Raw genomic sequence first — 18,779 nt, 5'->3', positions numbered from 1 at the left:
ATTGCATCCTAATTACAGTTCATTTCGAGTCGATATACGAATACCGCCATGGGGTAAACGAATTATTTTTATTGTATTATCGTCAGAGGGTAATTCTGCTTCAGGCTCAGGTTTAACGGCTACTTGTTGCGGCTCAACGCTTACTACTTCTGCTATTGGTGGCAACCCATATTTAGATAGGGCAATAACTACTTTGCGATTTTCAGCACGCCCTTGCTTAGTATCGTTAGTGGCAAAAGGAGAATATTGACCATAACCTTCAATCGCCATTCGAGCTGAATTTATACCTAGGCTTTCAAGCTCAACTAAAACGGCTGTTGCACGCGCCACCGACAACTCCCAGTTCGAGCGGTATATTTCATTACCTATGGTTTGGTTATCAGTATAGCCGCGTACTCTAATATAGTTATCTACCGGGGCAATAATATCTTTAATTATTTTAACAACTTGCTTAGCGCGAACTTGCGCTACACTACTGCCACTTGAAAATAACATACCTGAGCTAAGCTCAATGATCAGCCAATCTTGGCTGAGTTCTAAGCTTGCTTCACCATCACGTATTTCATCTATTAATGACGATTGCAGCTTAGTTAATAAGCTATCGAGTGGTTTGCCAAGGTGTTTTTGCTCAATGTTACTGGTATCACTTTGCCCATCTAGCAACTTTGGCCCGTGCTCTTCTTTTAAAATACTTTCGCCGTAGAGCACTTCTTGCTCTGGAGTTACTCTGTCTGTCAATATTGCGTCGCCATTTACCCCTGTTCCTTGCTGCGAATGTTGACGGGCCGATTTATCAAATACATAACCAATCGAATCGGATAGCACTTGAAATTTCTCTTCTTTGTTAATTGCTATTGCGTACAAAACCACAAAAAAGGCAAACATAATCGTCATATAATCAGCATAAGACACCAGCCAACGCTCTGTGTGCTGGCTTTTAGTGTGGGTGTTGCGTAAGCGACGACGTAACATAATAGCGGCTACTCAACCACGACATTTGGGCGGTCAACCCGATAGGCTTCAAGCTTTAATTCAATACTTACCGGGCTTTCGCCTTGGCTTATTGCAATTACGCCCTCAGCAAGCATCTCGTGATAAAGCATTTTTTGCTCAACCCGCTGCTTTAACTTATTAGCCATAGGTAAAAATAATAAATTAGCTAAACCCACACCATAAATAGTTGCTATAAAGGCAGTTGCAACACCGGCTCCAAGCTTTTGCGGATCGGTAATAAACGACATTGCCTGAATAAGACCAAGCACTGCACCTAAAATACCTATGGTCGGGCTATAACCGCCCATAGCTTCATAAACACGGCTTGCCTCTAGCAAACGTTCGCGCTCTAGTAGTAAATCTATTTCCAAAGTGTCGCGCAGCTTTTGATCTGAGCAACCATCAACTAATAACCCAAGGCCTTTTGCAGCGTAGGCATCTGGGTGAGTAAGCGCTTCATTTTCAAGGGCTAAATAACCTTCTTGACGGGCTTTATGTGACCAACCTTTTACTTGCTCTATCGCATCTTCAATATTGTATTTAGGCGATACAAAAACCCAGTGCGTAATTTCTAGCATCTTTTTAAAAGTACTGGCTGATGTTTGTAACATTACAGCACCCAATGTGCCGCCAAGTACTATGATCAGCGCAGGCCCGTTAAATAATGCCGATACCACGCCGCCCTCTAACGAGTAACCTATTGCAATGGCGCCTAAGCCAATAAGTAAACCTAGTACGGAGAGTTTATCCACAGCCCACCTCTGTATTTAAACGTACTGCTACTTCATCTAATGGTAGACTTTCGCTCGCTAAACCAGCATTAGCAATGGCTTGTGGCATACCATAAACAACACAGCTTTTTTCGTCTTGCGCCCAAATGGTCGCCCCTGATTGCTTAAGCATGCGAGCGCCTTCACGCCCATCTGCGCCCATGCCAGTTAATACTATGGCTAGCACATCACCTTGGTACGCTTTAGCGGCACTGGCAAAGGTCACATCAACGCTTGGTTTATAACTAATGCGCTCGCTGTTATCTTCAAAAACTCGTAACGTTCTCGTTGCCCCACGACCATCAATCATCATTTGCTGACCACCGGGCGCTAAATAAGCCACTCCTGCTTGCAGCCGATCCCCTTGCTGCGCTTCTTTAACCCGAATTTTACACAAGCTATTTAAGCGTGCCGCAAAAGCCGGAGTAAACGCAGCAGGCATATGCTGAATTAACAATATAGGGTGCGGAAAATTAGCAGGAAGCTGAGTTAATATAGTTTGTAGCGCAACAGGTCCACCGGTTGATGTGCCAATTGCAACTAGTTGATAGTGCTTGCCACTCGCGCGCTTTGTTACTGTAGCACTGCGGCCAGTTACCGGCGTATTAGCAAAGCTTCGCTCTGGTTGCGCTACTGTTGTTGCTGTTTTGTTTGTTTGTGCAAACCTTGTTGCTAATGCGCTTGGCGCTGAAGTAGGTGTAAATAAAGGTTTGTTTACGCTGGGGGTTCTAGTGCTAGCAACACGTCTAATGCGTTGGCGGCCAATTTCTTTTACTTTGCTTTGCAGCAGCTTAATAGCATCTTCGTTATTGCGAGCAATGTCTTCAAATTTTTTCGGTAAAAAATCCATAGCACCGGCATCAAGTGCATCTAAAGTTGCAGTTGCACCAGAGCGAGTTAACGACGAAAACATTAAAATTGGCGTGGGGTTACTGGCCATAATTTCTTTTACGGCACTGATACCATCTAACACTGGCATTTCTACATCCATAGTGATCATATCAGGACGTAAACTCGCTGCTTTTTCTACAGCATCTCGGCCATTTACGGCAAAGCCAATTACTTTAATCTCGCTATCTAACTCAAGAATTTCACTCACTCGACGGCGAAAAAAGCTCGAATCATCAACAACTAAAACTTTAACGGCCATTTTGCTCTCTTATTTTTATTGTGTAGACGTATAAAGCATACGTCTACTTTATTATTTACCTGCGTAGTGCTTTAACATACTCGGTACATCTAATATAAGTGCAATACCACCATCCGAAGTAATAGTGGCACCTGCCATTCCTGGCGTACCTTGTAATAAAGCGTCTAACGGCTTAATAACCACTTCTTCTTGACCAATTAACGAATCAACCACAAAGCCAACTTGTTGTGTACCTATTTGTACAATAACCACATGGCCTTGCGCTTTACGGCTCGTACGATCGGCACCTTTAACCAGCCAATGCTCTAAATAAAATAAAGGCACTGCTTTTTTACGAACAATAATAGTTAACTGACCATCAACCACATTCGTTTTAGTAAGGTCTAAGTTAAATATTTCACTTACCCCTGCCAATGGTAGTGCAAATGTTTGCTCACTCACTACCACCATTAAGGTAGGTAAAATAGCCAAAGTTAACGGTACTTTAATTTCCAGTATGGTACCCACGCCTAGCTCTGACTCTATGCTAACCGAGCCATTTAACTGGGTGATTTTAGTTTTAACCACATCCATGCCAACACCACGGCCTGAAATATCAGATATTGCTTCTTTAGTAGAAAATCCTGGCGCAAATATTAGGTTGTAAGCTTCGGTGTTAGACAAACGGCTTGCTTGTTCTTGGTCAAGCACGCCTTTTTTAATCGCTATTTGTTTTAGTTTTTCAGCATCCATACCCGCACCATCATCTTTAATGGTAAGCAAGATATGATCCCCCTGCTGCGAAGCAGAAAGTGTAACGGTACCTGTTCTCGGTTTACCCGCAGCTTCACGATCATCTGGCATTTCTATACCATGATCAACTGAGTTACGTACTAAATGCACTAATGGATCGGCCAGTGCTTCAACTAGGTTTTTATCTAAGTCGGTTTCTTCGCCAACCAGTAATAAGTTAATATCTTTATTTAAGGTACGTGCTAAGTCGCGAACAACACGCGGAAAACGGCCAAATACTTTTTTGATTGGCTGCATTCGCGTTTTCATTACCGCACCTTGCAAATCAGCTGTAACAACATCTAAGTTAGATATTGCTTTACTCATAGATTCACTTTCTGAACTGGTGGCTAAGCTCACTAACCGGTTACGTACTAATACAAGCTCGCCCACCATATTCATAATTTGATCAAGGCGTTTAGTATCAACCCTTACAGTTGTTTCTGCTTGTGCAGGCGGCGCTTTTTTAGCAACTGGCGCAGCGGTATTGGTATTAGCACTTGCTGCTGCAACAGCCGCTTTTGGCTGTTCAACTTTATTAACTGCTACTGGCGAAGCTTTAACTACAGCAGCTTTAGGAGCCGTAACCTTGTTTACAGCTGCAGGTGTTGCCGCGCTTTCTTTAGATTTTGGCGCAGCTCCCTTACCATGCAGCTCATCTAGTAAAGCTTCAAACTCATCGTCACTTATTTCATCATCGTTAGTGCTAGCAACCTGACTTTGAGATGCTTGAGGTTTTGGTGTTTTATTTACCGCACCAAAACTTCCCACCCCGTGAAGCTCATCTAATAAGCTATCAAATTCATCGTCGGTAATATCGCCACTTAAGTCACTGCTATTACTTAATGACTCTTTTATTGCAGGGGCTTTACCTTTGCCATGAAGTTCATCAAGTAAGTTTTCAAATTCATCTTCGCTAATTTCATCAATATTCGCATCGCTTGTTGTGGCGTTTGTTGCAGCACTGGGTGCATCAAACAACTCATCAAATGCAAAAGGGTCATCATCTAAATTAGTATCTGGCGTTATTACTGGCGCAATAGTGTCACCACTAAGCTCTTCTTCTGTGGGCGGTAAACCTAATTTATGTAATATTTCGAGTAACTGAGGATCTGCTGGCTCTGGTTGCTCACGATTTTTTATCGTAGCAAACATTTCGTTAATAGTATCAAGTGCTTGAAGTATAACATCCATTAACTCAGAGTTAACCGTTCGCACTTTTTGACGCAGTAAGTCAAACACGTTTTCTGCGCCATGGCAGGCATCTACCAGCTCTGACATTGCTAAAAAGCCCGCGCCACCTTTAACAGTATGAAAGCCTCTAAAAATAGCGTTTAATAACTCAGTATCTTCTGGGTTATTTTCCAGTTCAACTAATTGTTCAGATAAAAGCTCAAGGATTTCTCCAGCTTCAACTAAAAAATCTTGTAATATATCTTCATCGACTTCAAAGCTCATGCAGTTACTCTCCTATTAGAAGCCCAAACTTGATAATAAATCATCAACTTCGTCTTGATCAGATACAACATCATCACGCGATTCTTTATCAATAATAGGGCCTTCAGGGCCTGCTAATGGTTGTGCAGCAATCGAGTTGTCTATTTTTTGTTGTTCTTGGCTATCGTTTTCATCTTGTGCTGCAAACGCAGTTAACAGATGAATTAAACTTTCTTCAACTTCGCGTACCAGCTCAATAACACGGCGAATTACTTGCCCGGTTAAATCCTGATAATCTTGAGCCATTAACACATTGGTCATTAATACTTGCAACTCATCGGTTTTAAGATGAGAGCTGTTCATAAACTTATCTATGCTATGACACAGTGTTTTAAATTCACCCAGTTCAAGATCGCGGCTCATTAAGCGATCCCAAGTTGGCTTAATATGCGAAATATCATCAGCTAATTGCTGGGCTAAAGGCAGGCTTGCTTCAACCGCATCCATGGTTTTGTTAGCGGCGTTTTCTGTCATTTCTATGACATAGTTAAGTCGCTTTTTAGCATCAGGAATGGCATCAGTGGTTAAATCTGTTATGCGGGTGTCAAGTTCAAATCCCTTTAAAGACTCGTGCAACTGCCGCGTTAATTTACCTACTTCTGCAAACAAATAGGATTGTTCTTGAGAGGCAGTTTCTAAAATTAACTGATCCGCCTTATGCTGCTCACCGTTTTCTAAAAAAGTGACCAGCTGACGTGCTTGCTCTAAAGTAATCTGAGGCGCAGCAGGTGCTGACATAAGCCTCTCCCCTTATTAACCTAAGCGTTCGAACACTTTTTCTAATTTAGTTTTTAATGTACCCGCAGTAAATGGCTTAACAATATAACCATTAACGCCTGCTTGGGCTGCTGCAATAATTTGCTCTTTTTTAGCTTCTGCAGTAACCATTAAAACCGGAAGATGCTTTAATTTATCATCTGCGCGTATTGCTCTTAACAAGTCAATACCTTGCATGCCAGGCATATTCCAATCTGTTACCACAAAGTCAAATGATTGATTTTGCAACATAGGTAAAGCAGTTGAACCATCATCTGCTTCTAAAACATTGGTAAACCCTAAATCACGCAATAGGTTTTTAATAATACGTCTCATCGTTGAAAAGTCATCAACAACAAGAATTTTTATGTTTTTATCCAAAACATCCTCCAGTGAGGCCTAAACCTGTATTTATTTATTTCTAATTTATCCAGTCATTGATTTTTGCTTTTAGCTTAATCATCGCCTGACCATGTATCTGACTTACACGCGATTCACTTACATCGAGTATCTGTCCAATTTCTTTTAAATTCATTTCATCGTTATAGTACAACGAAAGCACCATCGCATCTCGCTCTGGCAGGGATTTAATTGCACTTAATAATGATTCATTAAACCTTTCATTTTTAACGTTATTAAAGGGTTTGTCTAGTGCTAAATCGTGCCCAACAGGTGTTATAACATCCTCATCAATACCTAAATCTTCTATTCCTAGGATTTTACTGGAATTAACATCGGTTAAAATATGATGATATTGCTCGAGTGTAATTTCAAGCTTTTGGGCAACTTCACTGTCTTTAGGTTCACGATTCAGGCTGCTTTCTAATGCTGAAATAGCTTCTATAACTTGGCGGCTTTTACGATGTACAGAGCGAGGAGCCCAGTCCCCACGGCGCATTTCATCTAGCATAGCACCACGAATACGAATACCCGCAAAGGTTTCAAAACTAGCGCCTTTAGTGGCATCAAAGTTTTTTGACGCCTCTATTAATCCTATCATTCCTGATTGAATTAAATCATCGAGTTGTACACTAGGGGGTAAACGAGCAATTAAATGACATGCTACTTTTTTTACTAATGAAGCATGCTTTTCAACAATCATATTTAAATTTTGTGTTGATTCATATCCCATAGCTCTATTCACCAATGTAGTCATAGTTAGCCGTTAACGAGTTTCTCAATGAAAAATTCTAAATGACCTGAAGGCTGGTTCGGTATTGGCCACTTTGTTATTCTTGTTGCTAATGTTTTAAAGGCAAGTGCAGCAGGAGAACTTGGAAATAGTTCAACAATTACTTTTTGACGACGTGTTGCTTTACGCATATTTTCATCATAAGGAACGGTTGCAACCAACTCCATTGATATATCTAAAAATCGGTCTGTAACCTTTGATAGCTTTGCAAATAATTCTTGCCCTTCGCGTAATGAACGCACCATGTTGGCAACAATTTTAAATTTATACACGCCATGTTCGCGGCTTAATACTTTGATCAGTGCATAGGCATCGGTTATTGAGGTAGGCTCGTCACACACCACAACCAAAACATCTTGTGCAGCGCGAGAAAAACTCAGCACCATATCCGATATACCGGCAGCGGTATCAACAACTAATATATCAAAATCAGTATTGAGTTCGCTAAAGGCACGAATAAGCCCAGCATGCTCTGCAGGCGACAACTCAACCATACTTTGTGAACCCGACGTCGCTGGTACTATTTTGATCCCAGCGGGGCCTTCTACTAGTATTTCATCAAGCTCACATTCGCCAGATAACACATGCGATAAATTACGCTCAACACGTAGTCCAAGCATTACATCACAATTGGCTAAACCCAAATCGGCATCAAGCACTAACACTCTATTGCCTTGCTGGCCTAAAGCGATCGCAGTATTTAACGATACATTTGTTTTTCCAACGCCACCTTTACCGCCAGTGACGGCGATAACCTTAACGCCGTTATTATTATTTTTGCTCATTTTACGCAGGCCGCTTGCTTGATCTAATACTGTGTTAATCATACATCTCTACTGTGCTCGACGCCACTGATTGGTGTCGTGAATGTTGTACTTTTGTTCTCTTTAAATATAATTGCTCAGCTTTTTTCACTAGTTTTTCTGCATTTGCAACTCGAATATCTTCAGGTACTCGTTGACCATTAGTAAGATACCCTATTGGCAGGCGATTTTGAATCGCAATACTAATTATCTCGCCTAAACTTAATGATTCGTCGAGTTTAGTGAAAATACAACCGCTTAACTGTACTTTTTTAAAGTGTCTTACGGTTTCTTGTAACACATTTATTTGCGCAGTGGCACTTAATACTAAGTAATTACGAATATCCACACGCTGATTACGCATTAAGGTATTTAGCTGCTCAGTTAAACGTAAATCACGTTGGCTCATACCTGCAGTGTCAATAAGTACTAAGCGCTTGTTACGTAAATGATATAACACTTCGGCTAGTTCGTTCGCATCTTTAACTTGTTTAACCCCACAGCCAATAATACGGCCATACGTTGCAAGCTGCTCGTATGCACCAATTCTGTATGTGTCGGTAGTAATTAGTGCTACTTTATCGGCACCATATTTTTGTGCGCCTAATGCTGCGAGCTTAGCCACTGTCGTAGTTTTACCTACACCCGTTGGACCAACTAATGCGTAAACTCCACCTTGGCGCAAAATTTCGTTATTCGTGGTTTGCATTTGATCTTCAACCATAGTTAACAGCGCTTTCCAGCCCTGCTGACGCGGAACATCTTCAGGTACAAAACAAGCCATTTGCTCAGCAACTTCTTTATCGATTCCCATGCCTACTAAGCGGTCAATCATGCATGCGCGCGTTGGGTCACGGCGCGCCATATCTTGCTGCATTAAACCCGACACTTGATGCTCTAATAACTGGCGAATTGCGTTCATTTCTTCACGCATTGTGCTCATTGCTTCACTTTCGGTATTTTTAGTCGTGTGCTTTTGCGCAACTGGCGTGTCTAATTCATCAAAATCACGGTCTAGGTCATCAAAACCTAAGCTGTCAGCTTGTGTTTGTGGGCGTGCTTGCGCGGCTTCTTCACGCGCAAACATATTTGTAGGGCGTTGTTTAGCGACCGGCTCTTGATAATGTTCTGAGGTGTCTATACCTGATTGCGAAAACATTGAAGCCAACTCTGCTGAACGTGGACGCGGCGACTGGCGCTCTAATAATGCTTGTAAGCTGTCGGCTACCTTTGCTTGTGGCTCAGGTCTAGCACGCTGCGGCTCTGGCTTTACAAAGTTATGCATGCTTTGCGAGTGAACAGAATGTGCCGTACGCTGCTGCAGCGGCGCACTTTGTTGTGGCGCGGCGGCTTTAGGGGCTGCTTTGTCATAATCAACCGCTGCGACAATTTCTACGCCGTTTGCGAGTTTTTTATTAGACATAATAACCGCATCAACACCTAGTTCATCTTTAACTTCTTTAAGTGCTGTGCGCATATCTTTAGCAAAAAAACGTTTAATCTTCATGGTTTAACCCCTTTAAAATCTTATTGTTGGCCTACTGAGCTAACAATCTTGATCTGCCTTTCGTCTGGTATCTCTTGATAAGACATCACTCGCAATCCTGGAATGGTGTACTTAACAAAACGAGATAACACAGTGCGTAACATTCCTGACGTTAACAGTATTGAAGGTTCACCGGCCATTTCTTGATTTTGATGCGCTTCGTTTAATGACACTTGAAGTCGCTCTGCAAGTCCTGGCTCTATTCCGGCACCTTCGTCGCCTGCATTTTGTAATGACTGATGCAACATCTGTTCCAACTCGGGCGCCAAGGTTATGACAGGGATTTCTGAAGACATACCCACCGCATCTTGCACTATTAATCGACGCAGTGAAATTCGTACCGCAGCGGTTAAAACATCTGGGTCTTGGCTACGCGGGCCATACTCTACAAGGGTTTGCACTATTGAGCGCATATCGCGAATAGCCACCCCTTCGTTTAATAAATTTTGTAAAACTTTAACTATGGTAGTTAATGGCAATACATCAGGCACCAAGCCTTCTACTAATCTTGGGTGACTTTTTGCTAGCATATCTAATAGGTTTTGTACTTCTTCGTGGCCTAATAATAACGCCGCATTATTGGTGAGTAATTGGCTAATATGGGTGGCAACCACAGTCGCCGAATCAACCACGGTATAACCAAGCGATTGCGCTTCGTCTTTTTGATCAGGTTTGATCCACACCGCATCCAAGCCAAAGGCTGGATCTTTAGTTTCAATCCCTTTTATAGGACCAAATACTTGCCCCGGATTAATTGCCAATTCGTCGCCGTGTTTTAGCTCGCCTTCGCCACTTGATACACCCATTAAGGTAATTCTGTATGCATTTGGGTCTAGCTCTAAGTTGTCGCGAATATGTACCGGCGGCACTAAAAAGCCTAATTCTTGAGAGAGCTTTTTACGCACGCCTTTAATACGGTTTAACAGCTCGCCACCTTGGGATTGATCAACCAATGGAATAAGTCGGTAACCTACCTCTAAACCAATTACATCAACTTGCTGCACATCGTCCCAGCCTAACTCTTTTTGTTCTTGCTTATTGGCAATGCCTGTACCTACTGCGCTGCCATTAGCGGTTTCCTCAGCAAGTGCTGCTGCCGCTTTTAATTTATTTTGTTGAGTGTAGTAAGCTAAATAACCTAATAGTGCGCCCAAGCTTAAAAACGCTACGTGCGGCATACCAGGTACTAAGCCCATAATGATTAAAATGCCTGAAGCAATAAATAACGACTTTTCGTTACCGAGTTGTTTCTTAAATTGATCGCCCATGTTGTGCGACTCATTTTGACGCGTTACAACAATAGCAGTACCAATAGAGAGTAATAATGAAGGGAGTTGCGCAACCAAGCCATCACCTATGGTGAGCAAGGTATAAATTTCCATGGCATTGCCAAAGCTTAAATCGTGTTGGATCATGCCAACAAATAAGCCACCAACAATATTAATAATTAATATAACAATACCGGCAATAGCATCGCCTTTTACAAATTTACTGGCACCATCCATAGAACCATAAAAGTCGGCTTCGCGGGTTACTTCTTCGCGGCGCTCCCGCGCTTGCTCAGCGCTAATAAAACCCGCATTCATGTCAGCATCAATTGCCATTTGTTTACCCGGCATAGCGTCTAGGGTAAAACGCGCCGACACTTCAGAAATACGCCCAGCACCTTTAGTAATTACCACAAAGTTAATGATGATCAAGATTAAAAACACCACTAAACCTACTGCATAGTTACCACCAATAACCACAGAGCCAAAGGCTTCAATTACTTTACCGGCAGCGTCACCACCATTGTGGCCCTCAAGTAATACTACTCGGGTGCTGGCAACGTTAAGTGCCAAGCGCATAATAGTGGCGATTAGTAACACAGCCGGAAACATACCAAACTCAAGTGGTTTCATAGTGTATACAGTTACCAGTAACACCACCAAAGCAAGGGCAATATTAAAAGAAAATAATATATCAAGCAGGAACGGAGGAAGAGGTAAAATGACCATACCAAGCGCAGCAAGTACCATTAATGGTGTACCTACGCCTTTGGCATACTCTTTTTTATCTTTGTTAAGTTGTTGTAATACCGCTTTAAATCCCATAACCCTACAATTTCAAAAAATTGACACTACTGTGAAATTGCAATAACTATTCCAAGTTATAGGTTATTTAAATTAATACTGATAATCGTCAGGAATAGGTAGTTTTTTATTAAGTTTAGTGGGGCGTTTTCCGCGCCCTTTATTAAAGCGCTTAAGCTGAAATACATAAGCCAATACTTGCGCAACTGCGGTAAATAATTGATCCGGAATTTGCTCCCCTACTTCTGCAGTATGATAAAGCGCTCGAGTAAGCGACGGCGACTCTAAAATAGGCACTTCATTACCAATCGCTATTTTACGAATTTGCATCGCCATTTCATCAATTCCTTTGGCAACTACTATGGGTGCTCCGGCGCGTTCGGTGTCGTACTTTAAAGCCACAGAATAATGGGTAGGGTTAGTTACAATAACATCGGCATCGGGCACATCTTGCATCATGCGTTTTTGCGACATTTGCCGTTGGGTTTGCCTTATACGGGCTTTTATTTGTGGGTCACCCTCTGAGTTTTTATACTCGTCTTTTACTTCTTGTAGGGTCATTTTAAGTTGTTTATTGTGATTATAGCTTTGAAATGGCGCATCAATCGCCGCAATAATAATTAAGGTACAAGACAAACCTAAAAACATCCAAGCCAATATTTCTAGGGCATGAATAATATTACCTGGGGCGCTTTCTACACTTAAGTGCAGTATTTCATCAAAAAAGGTATTAATTAAAAACACTGCAAAACTGGCAACTAAACCAAACTTTAACAGCGACTTTAACAGCTCCACCCCAGCTTGTGGGCCAAACATACGTTTAAAGCCTTTAGCGGGCGACATTTTACTGGCTTTAGGTGCAGCAGCTTGCCAACTAAAATTAAAGCCACCTAACATGGTGTTACCAATAAAAGCAGCTAATACAATAATAAATACAAACATTGCCATAGGAAACATCAGCGCATCGGCCACTTCGCCCCATACGGCAAACATTTTGGTGGTGTCGTAGGTTTCGTTACGGTTAAGGCTAAGCATTCTACCCATTACGTTATACAAACCTTTACCAATTTCGGGGCCGTACATGAGTAACGAAATTGCCGAAAAAATAAGTACAAACATAGTACCCAGCTCTTTTGAGCGTGCTATTTGGCCTTTCTTTTTGGCATCCTCTATTTTTTTGGATGTGGGTTCTTCGGTTTTTTCTTGTCCAGAATCTTCAGACACAATAACCTCCTAAGGCGAGCAGCCCACTAATGAGCACATTAACTCGACCATTTTTAGCCACTGAAACTCAAACTGCGATACAAAATTACCTAAGGTCGCCCAAATAATGATAAGCCCTGCAACTAAAGTAAACGGAAAACCAATAGAGAAAATATTAAGCTGCGGCGCGGCGCGGGTCATAATGCCAAACGACATATTAATTACCAGCATAGCGGTAAGTGGTGCCAGTGAGAGCACCAGCGCTGTGGTAAACATCCAGCCACCCCAGGTTACTATGTCCCAGTAATGATCCACCGACCACCAATTACCGTCAATAGGCAGCACTTCAAAGCTATGTATCACCATTTGAATCATCATTAGGTGACCATTAAATACAAAAAATAATAAGGTCGCTAAAATAAGATAAAACTGCCCTACTGCAGGCACACTTAAACCATTAGAGGGGTCAACCACAGAGGCAAAACCAAGACCCGTTTGCATAGCCAATATTTGCCCAGCTAACACAAAGGTATTTAACAATAAGGTAGATGCAAAGCCAATCGCAATGCCTATTAGCATTTGCTGAATAACCACTAAAATCATTTCAAACGAAAACAAATTAGTAAAGGTAGCAGGCGGCAGCATAGGCACAGCAACAAAGGTAACAACAATTGCTAAGCCCATTTTTATACGAGTAGGTACGTTTTTAGCGCCAAGGCCAGCCATTACCATAATCATTGAGCTAATGCGCACTAACGGCAGTAAAAAGTCACTCAACCATTGAATAACGACAGCAAACGGTAATTCCATACCTAGCCTGCAATTTCAGGAATAAGTAATACTAGGCGGGTAAAAAAGTCCATTAACTCTTGGGTAAACCAGTGGCCGCCAACAATAAGCGCACTTATAGTAATAAGTAAGCGTGGTAAAAAACTCAACGTTTGCTCGTTAATTGAAGTTGCAGCCTGAAACACGGCAACCACTAAGCCCACAATTAAGCCCGGCACTACAATCGCAGAAACCAATTTAATTACTAAAAACAGCGCGCTACTTAAAATATCAACAAATACTTCTGGTTCCACGGCGTACTCCTAGTGCGTAATTCGCTTAGTGTTAAGTAAGGTCATGTGCCTAAACCAAAGCTTTTAGCCAAGGTTCCCATTACTAAGCTCCAGCCATCAACCAACACAAACAGCATTATTTTAAACGGCAAAGACACTATCATTGGCGATAGCATCATCATACCCATGGCCATTAATACCGACGCCACCACTAAATCCACGATTAAAAAAGGAATAAAAAACATAAAACCAATAATAAAGGCCGTTTGCAGCTCACTGGTTACAAACGCCGGAATAAGTACAATTAACGGCGTGGCTTCTGGCGAGTCTAACTGATCGTATCCCGCTATTTTTGCAAAGGTTTCTAAATCTTTAATACGCACCTGCGACAACATAAAAGCTTTCATTGGCTCTTTTGCCAACTCCAATGCTTCCATTGAAGTTACTTGCTCGCTTAGGTAGGGCTCTATTGCGCGCTCGTTCACTTGCTGATAAATAGGCGCCATAATAAAAATACTTAAAAATAACGACATGCCTAGCAATACTTGATTTGAGGGGGTTTGTTGTAAACCTATGGCTTGGCGCAAAATAGCCAGCACTACAATAATACGGGTAAACGAGGTCATCATGATTATAGCCGCCGGAATAAAGCTCAGCGCGGTCATAATAGCCAATACTTGCAGCGTTACCGAGTAGTCTTGGGTGCCATCTGCATTTGTGGTAATGGTTAGTGCGTCTATTCCTTCTGCACTTACATTTGGTACAAACAGCATGACAAAAATAAGAAGCAGCCATTTAGTCATAATTTTAATTCTTTTTATTTTGATTTGCTTGTGGATTTAAAAGCTTACTAAAGCGTTTTGCTAATTCTGGTAGCTCTTTTTCACTCAAAGGTGTATCTAATTTATGTAAATAGTTAATGCTGTGCGGGGTAACCCCTAACAAATGTTGTGCGTTGTCTATTTCTACCACCATTAAACGCTCACGCGAGCCCAGCGGTAAACTACGCACTACTTTAAACTCATCACTATTTGCTAAATTTGGATTAAACTTTTTCACAAAAAATGCCAGTACTATAATTAGCACCAGCACCATAACAAGCGATAACACCATAGAGAGAATATCGCCTGTGGGTGTTACCTGCTCTGCTTTTGTAAATACCGAGCTGGTTAAAGCAACAACCATACTCATCGTAATTTTTTGATCCGTTCTACTTGGCTAATTACGTCGGTTAAGCGTATACCAAACTTATCGTTTACTACTACCACTTCGCCATGGGCAATTAAAGTACCATTAACCAGTACATCTAACGGTTCACCCGCAACTCGATCAAGCTCTACCACCGAGCCTTGGTTTAATTGTAATAAGTTACGAATATTAATTTTAGAGCGCCCTACTTCCATAGAAATAGTCACAGGTATATCTAAAATTGTATCGAGCTTGCGCTTTTCATCGCCACTGATCTCGTGTTTTGCATCACTTAATTCATCGAGTTCAGTTACTTTTGCTTGGCCACTGTCATCAGTACCCTCAGCTTCGGCTAATGCTGCTGCCCATTCATCCATAGTGTCTTGATCATCGCTCATACGTTTAACCTTTTAATCAATTACCAGTCTAAGTCTACACCGTCAGAGAGGTGTAAATCATCTTCTAGTTCTGCTAATTCTGCATCTGAATCAATTTTCTTGCCGCCTTTGGTAAATACATGCAGCTCAGATTTAACTGAATCAGGTCGTTTAATTTTTTCACTAATTTGCAGCGCAACACTATCGCGTGAGCGGCCCATTTTAGCTCTAAATGTCGGTAACTCTTCAACAAATACAGTTATATGCTCAGGCATTTCTACCGGAATAATATCACCTGCTTTAAGTTCCATTATTTGTTTTAGCGTTAAATCCACTTCCAATAACTGAGTAGATAACTCAACCTCTACGTCCATTATTTCATCGCGTAGTGCCTTACTCCAACGTAAATCGGTGTCTTCGGTATCCGATTGCACACCCGCGTCAAGCAGCTCTCTAATTGGCTCCAGCATAGAATAAGGTAGAGCAATATGAAAGTCCCCTCCGCCGCCATCCAATTCAATATGAAAAGAGCTAATAACCACCACTTCGGTTGGGCTTACAATGTTAGCCATAGCAGGGTTTACTTCAGAATCTAGGTATTCAAAGGATACATCCATTACCGGTGCCCATGCTTCTTTATAATCTTCAAAGATTATTTTTAGTAGCATTTGCACAATGCGTCGCTCTGTAGGGGTAAATTCTCGCCCTTCAATTTTTGCATGGTAGCGGCCATCACCACCAAAAAAGTTATCAACCAAAATAAACACTAAGCGTGCTTCCATGGTAATAAGGCCGGTGCCTTTTAAGGGTCTAAAACGCACCATATTTAAACTAGTTGGCACAAACAAAGTATGCACATACTCGCCAAACTTAATCATTTGTACGCCGTTTATAGACACCTCAGCGGTGCGGCGCATCATGTTAAATAGGCTAATTCGCATATGACGAGCAAAGCGTTCGTTAACAATTTCCAGCGTCGGCATTCGCCCACGTACGATCCGATCTTGCGAAGAAAAGTCATACTGAAGCGTATTGCCTTCACCGTCTTCACCTTCGGGTATATCTTCCTCATCAACGTCATCAACACCATGCAATAACGCATCAATTTCGTCTTGGGATAATAAATCGCTCACGCTAGCCCCTTATTGCATCACAAAGCCGGTAAATAATACCCGCTCAATTACTTTACTGCCTTCAACGTCCATTAAGCTAGCTTGTACTTTTTCTAGTGCTGCAAAGCGTAAGTTTTCTTTACCTACACTGGTGCTTAGTTCGTCAGCCGTGGTCATAGAAAATATGCTCAATAACGTACTTTCTATTAGTGGAATATGCTTTTTAGCAGTTTCTTCGTTTGCTTCGCCGCGCACTAATAATTCCACTTTAATTTGTACAATTCTATCGCGGCTAGAGCCTGGTATGTTAAATACAAAAGGTCTTGGCATTGCAACATAAAGTGCGCTGCCTATTTTAGCCGATGAGCCTGTAGAAGAGCTTGTTTGCTGTGCTGCAGTGGCTTCATCATTTAAAGTTTCTACTGGCGCGTCAGAGCCCGAAAGCAAAAAATAACCAACAACAGCTGCAACAATAACAAGCAATACCGCTGCAATAATTACTATGAGTTTCTTTTTGCTATTACCTGTTTCTTCTATTTCTAAATTAGTCTCTTCAGCCATGATATTTCCTTTAGTAGCAAAGGTACTTGCTTGTTTTAGCTATTATAATAGCAGTACTTAGGCATAGTAATCTATTGATGATGACGTTTGTTGTCGAGAACTTGGCATTTGTGTATTAATTTGCTCATCGTTTTCATCGCTAGTCAATTCATTATTAGTTAAACGACGACTATCGCTGTCATCATTTTGCTCTGCTCCTTGCCCTCCAGGCTCACCATAAGAAATAGTGCTTTCGCCTAAATCAATGCCTTGCTGGGCAAGCATTTCGCGTAAGCGCGGTAGCGATTGTTCAAGCGCTTCTTTAGCTTGCTGGTTTTGTACTACAAAGTTTATTTGTGCTTGCTCTGCATCGCTCCTGATGCGAATTTGCATACTGCCCATTTCTGGTGGGTCGAGACGAATTTCTGCTACTTTATTATTTATGCTAAGCATAGAGCTCACTCGCTCTTGCAGCATTTTTGCCGCGTCACTTTTTATAATATTAAGCGCTTGCATAACACCTGGGTCCAAGCTTGCTTGTTTAACTTGTGCTGTGCTTTGTAATTGCCCAGCCTGCAATGCTTGCATATCAATTATAGTTTGCTCATACCCTATACTATCGTTTAGGCCTAAACCATTTACCGTACTGGTAATTTGCGTCAATAATTGTGCTGTACGGGGTGATAATTGCTCTGTGTTAGTTTTTGGCAGTGACTCTAACGATTTAGTGAGTTCTTTATCGCTAAGTGCGTTTAATGCTGTTTTATCATCTGCAGTTATTAATGCTGTTTTATCAATCGATGCGCTTAAATCTGCAATTGTTTGCTTAATACTTGCTAGTTGCTCACCTTGGGGCTGCTCATTTTTAATATAGCTATTTAACTGGCTCAGTAGCGCTTGTTTTTCTGGTGTGGTCAAAGCATTTATTTGAGAATTTAAGGCCTGTTTAGCCGTGTCTGCCGCGCTTGCTTTATCACTCTCAACAACATATTGGGTAAGCATTTGCTTTAATGTTGCGAGGTTGTCGTTGCCATTGGGTTTACTACTTGCCTGCAGCTGCGTAGTTAATTGCTCATGCTGCTCGGGTGTTAGTTTAGCAAGTAACGGATCTGCTTTAATTGCCTCGCTATCTTTGCTTAGCAAGTTCATTACTGCGGCATCTACAGATTGTTTTTGCGCTGTTGCATCGCCTTTATTATTTGCAGTGGCCATACTTTGAGATAAGGGCATTAGCTTTTCGTTTGCCGCCTCAGCGCTTGCTGCAACATCGCTAAGCACACCTTTTCGCGGTGCAATTACAATAGGGGCAAGCTGATCATCAGGCTTCCCTTTTAATTGCTTAGCGTCTTCATCTAAAGCCTCGGCTTTAGCATCAGCGTTCTTTTTAACTGAGGTATCTATAGTGTGCGCAGCATTTATTTGCGCCAACATACTATCGCCCGAAACAGCATCGTCTCGTGCTTCAGGCTGCTCAGTCTTAGCATTACTAGCGCCGGTTTTAGCTTTGCTGTTATTATCGTAAGCCGCTTTATTAGCATCTTCTAACTGATTAAAAAAACCAGTATCAGAGTCATCACTACGTTTTGAGTTACTCGTTTGTTTATTAGAGTAAACGTCTTGCTCAGATACCGCTAACATTGAAATATCATTAATCGTCATAAATCACCTAATATAAAGCGGCAACAAACCACCCAATAATGTCTAAAATTATAGTTCACTTAACAACAAAGCAATTAACGTGCCTTTGT

Annotated in this window: 19 protein-coding genes; all 19 read right to left on the bottom strand. The window is 41.6% G+C overall.

The features are described from left to right. Window positions 1-12 precede the first annotated feature (12 nt). The 19 genes from PTRA_RS04130 to PTRA_RS04040 all read right to left on the bottom strand — a co-directional run bounded on the left by PTRA_RS04130 (window position 13) and on the right by PTRA_RS04040 (window position 18,690). Entirely contained in the window at window positions 13-972 is a 960-nt protein-coding gene (locus PTRA_RS04130) for a flagellar motor protein MotB (RefSeq protein WP_058372799.1), read from the bottom strand. Window positions 973-980: 8 nt separating this feature from the next. After that, entirely contained in the window at window positions 981-1,745 is a 765-nt protein-coding gene (locus PTRA_RS04125) for a flagellar motor protein (RefSeq protein WP_058372798.1), read from the bottom strand. Next, entirely contained in the window at window positions 1,738-2,913 is a 1,176-nt protein-coding gene (locus tag PTRA_RS04120) for a protein-glutamate methylesterase/protein-glutamine glutaminase (protein WP_058372797.1), read from the bottom strand. The genes PTRA_RS04125 and PTRA_RS04120 overlap by 8 nt, the downstream gene beginning before the upstream one ends. 51 nt (window positions 2,914-2,964) lie before the next feature. After that, window positions 2,965-5,142: a chemotaxis protein CheA gene (locus tag PTRA_RS04115; protein WP_058372796.1), complete on the bottom strand. Its 2,178-nt coding sequence runs from the start codon at window positions 5,140-5,142 to the stop codon at window positions 2,965-2,967. 15 nt (window positions 5,143-5,157) lie between these two features. Then, a complete protein-coding gene (locus PTRA_RS04110; protein ID WP_058372795.1) occupies window positions 5,158-5,919 on the bottom strand; it encodes a protein phosphatase CheZ in 762 nt (253 codons plus the stop codon). A gap of 15 nt (window positions 5,920-5,934) precedes the next feature. After that, on the bottom strand, window positions 5,935-6,318 hold the full coding sequence (gene cheY / locus PTRA_RS04105) for a chemotaxis response regulator CheY (RefSeq protein ID WP_011327503.1): 384 nt from the start codon (window positions 6,316-6,318) through the stop codon (window positions 5,935-5,937). A 40-nt stretch (window positions 6,319-6,358) separates the two neighbouring features. Next, window positions 6,359-7,069 (bottom strand): RNA polymerase sigma factor FliA, encoded by a 711-nt coding sequence (locus PTRA_RS04100; RefSeq protein ID WP_058374514.1) that lies wholly within the window; start codon window positions 7,067-7,069, stop codon window positions 6,359-6,361. Between the two features lie 26 nt (window positions 7,070-7,095). After that, on the bottom strand, window positions 7,096-7,956 hold the full coding sequence (locus PTRA_RS04095; RefSeq protein ID WP_011327501.1) for a MinD/ParA family ATP-binding protein: 861 nt from the start codon (window positions 7,954-7,956) through the stop codon (window positions 7,096-7,098). Continuing rightward, the gene (gene flhF, locus PTRA_RS04090; protein WP_058372794.1) at window positions 7,949-9,439 is read right to left on the bottom strand and encodes a flagellar biosynthesis protein FlhF; all 1,491 of its coding nucleotides are present in this window, start codon (window positions 9,437-9,439) and stop codon (window positions 7,949-7,951) included. Before flhF ends, PTRA_RS04095 begins: the two co-directional genes overlap by 8 nt. A gap of 20 nt (window positions 9,440-9,459) precedes the next feature. Next, window positions 9,460-11,571, bottom strand: a complete 2,112-nt coding sequence (gene flhA / locus PTRA_RS04085) for a flagellar biosynthesis protein FlhA (protein ID WP_058372793.1) — start codon at window positions 11,569-11,571, stop codon at window positions 9,460-9,462. Between the two features lie 72 nt (window positions 11,572-11,643). Then, window positions 11,644-12,774 carry a flagellar biosynthesis protein FlhB gene (flhB, locus tag PTRA_RS04080; protein ID WP_058372792.1) on the bottom strand — a complete coding sequence of 377 codons (1,131 nt, stop codon included), beginning with the start codon at window positions 12,772-12,774 and terminating at the stop codon, window positions 11,644-11,646. Between the two features lie 9 nt (window positions 12,775-12,783). Next, window positions 12,784-13,563: a flagellar biosynthetic protein FliR gene (gene fliR / locus PTRA_RS04075; protein ID WP_058372791.1), complete on the bottom strand. Its 780-nt coding sequence runs from the start codon at window positions 13,561-13,563 to the stop codon at window positions 12,784-12,786. Window positions 13,564-13,565: 2 nt separating this feature from the next. Continuing rightward, on the bottom strand, window positions 13,566-13,835 hold the full coding sequence (gene fliQ, locus PTRA_RS04070; protein ID WP_011327496.1) for a flagellar biosynthesis protein FliQ: 270 nt from the start codon (window positions 13,833-13,835) through the stop codon (window positions 13,566-13,568). A gap of 41 nt (window positions 13,836-13,876) precedes the next feature. Then, window positions 13,877-14,617 (bottom strand): flagellar type III secretion system pore protein FliP, encoded by a 741-nt coding sequence (gene fliP / locus PTRA_RS04065; protein WP_011327495.1) that lies wholly within the window; start codon window positions 14,615-14,617, stop codon window positions 13,877-13,879. Between the two features lie 4 nt (window positions 14,618-14,621). Then, window positions 14,622-15,005 carry a flagellar biosynthetic protein FliO gene (gene fliO, locus PTRA_RS04060; RefSeq protein ID WP_041454360.1) on the bottom strand — a complete coding sequence of 128 codons (384 nt, stop codon included), beginning with the start codon at window positions 15,003-15,005 and terminating at the stop codon, window positions 14,622-14,624. Beyond that, window positions 15,002-15,400 (bottom strand): flagellar motor switch protein FliN, encoded by a 399-nt coding sequence (fliN, locus tag PTRA_RS04055; RefSeq protein ID WP_011327493.1) that lies wholly within the window; start codon window positions 15,398-15,400, stop codon window positions 15,002-15,004. Before fliN ends, fliO begins: the two co-directional genes overlap by 4 nt. A 20-nt stretch (window positions 15,401-15,420) precedes the next feature. Further along, window positions 15,421-16,512, bottom strand: a complete 1,092-nt coding sequence (gene fliM / locus PTRA_RS04050) for a flagellar motor switch protein FliM (RefSeq protein ID WP_011327492.1) — start codon at window positions 16,510-16,512, stop codon at window positions 15,421-15,423. A gap of 9 nt (window positions 16,513-16,521) precedes the next feature. Next, window positions 16,522-17,052: a flagellar basal body-associated protein FliL gene (gene fliL / locus PTRA_RS04045; protein WP_058372790.1), complete on the bottom strand. Its 531-nt coding sequence runs from the start codon at window positions 17,050-17,052 to the stop codon at window positions 16,522-16,524. 57 nt (window positions 17,053-17,109) lie between these two features. Next, window positions 17,110-18,690 (bottom strand): flagellar hook-length control protein FliK, encoded by a 1,581-nt coding sequence (locus PTRA_RS04040; RefSeq protein ID WP_058372789.1) that lies wholly within the window; start codon window positions 18,688-18,690, stop codon window positions 17,110-17,112. Window positions 18,691-18,779: the final 89 nt, after the last annotated feature.

The organism is Pseudoalteromonas translucida KMM 520, from assembly GCF_001465295.1.
GTDB classification, from domain to species: Bacteria; Pseudomonadota; Gammaproteobacteria; order Enterobacterales; family Alteromonadaceae; genus Pseudoalteromonas; species Pseudoalteromonas translucida.
The sequence above is the reverse complement of the archived record's forward strand: the minus strand, read 5'-3'. Positions and strand labels throughout refer to the sequence as shown.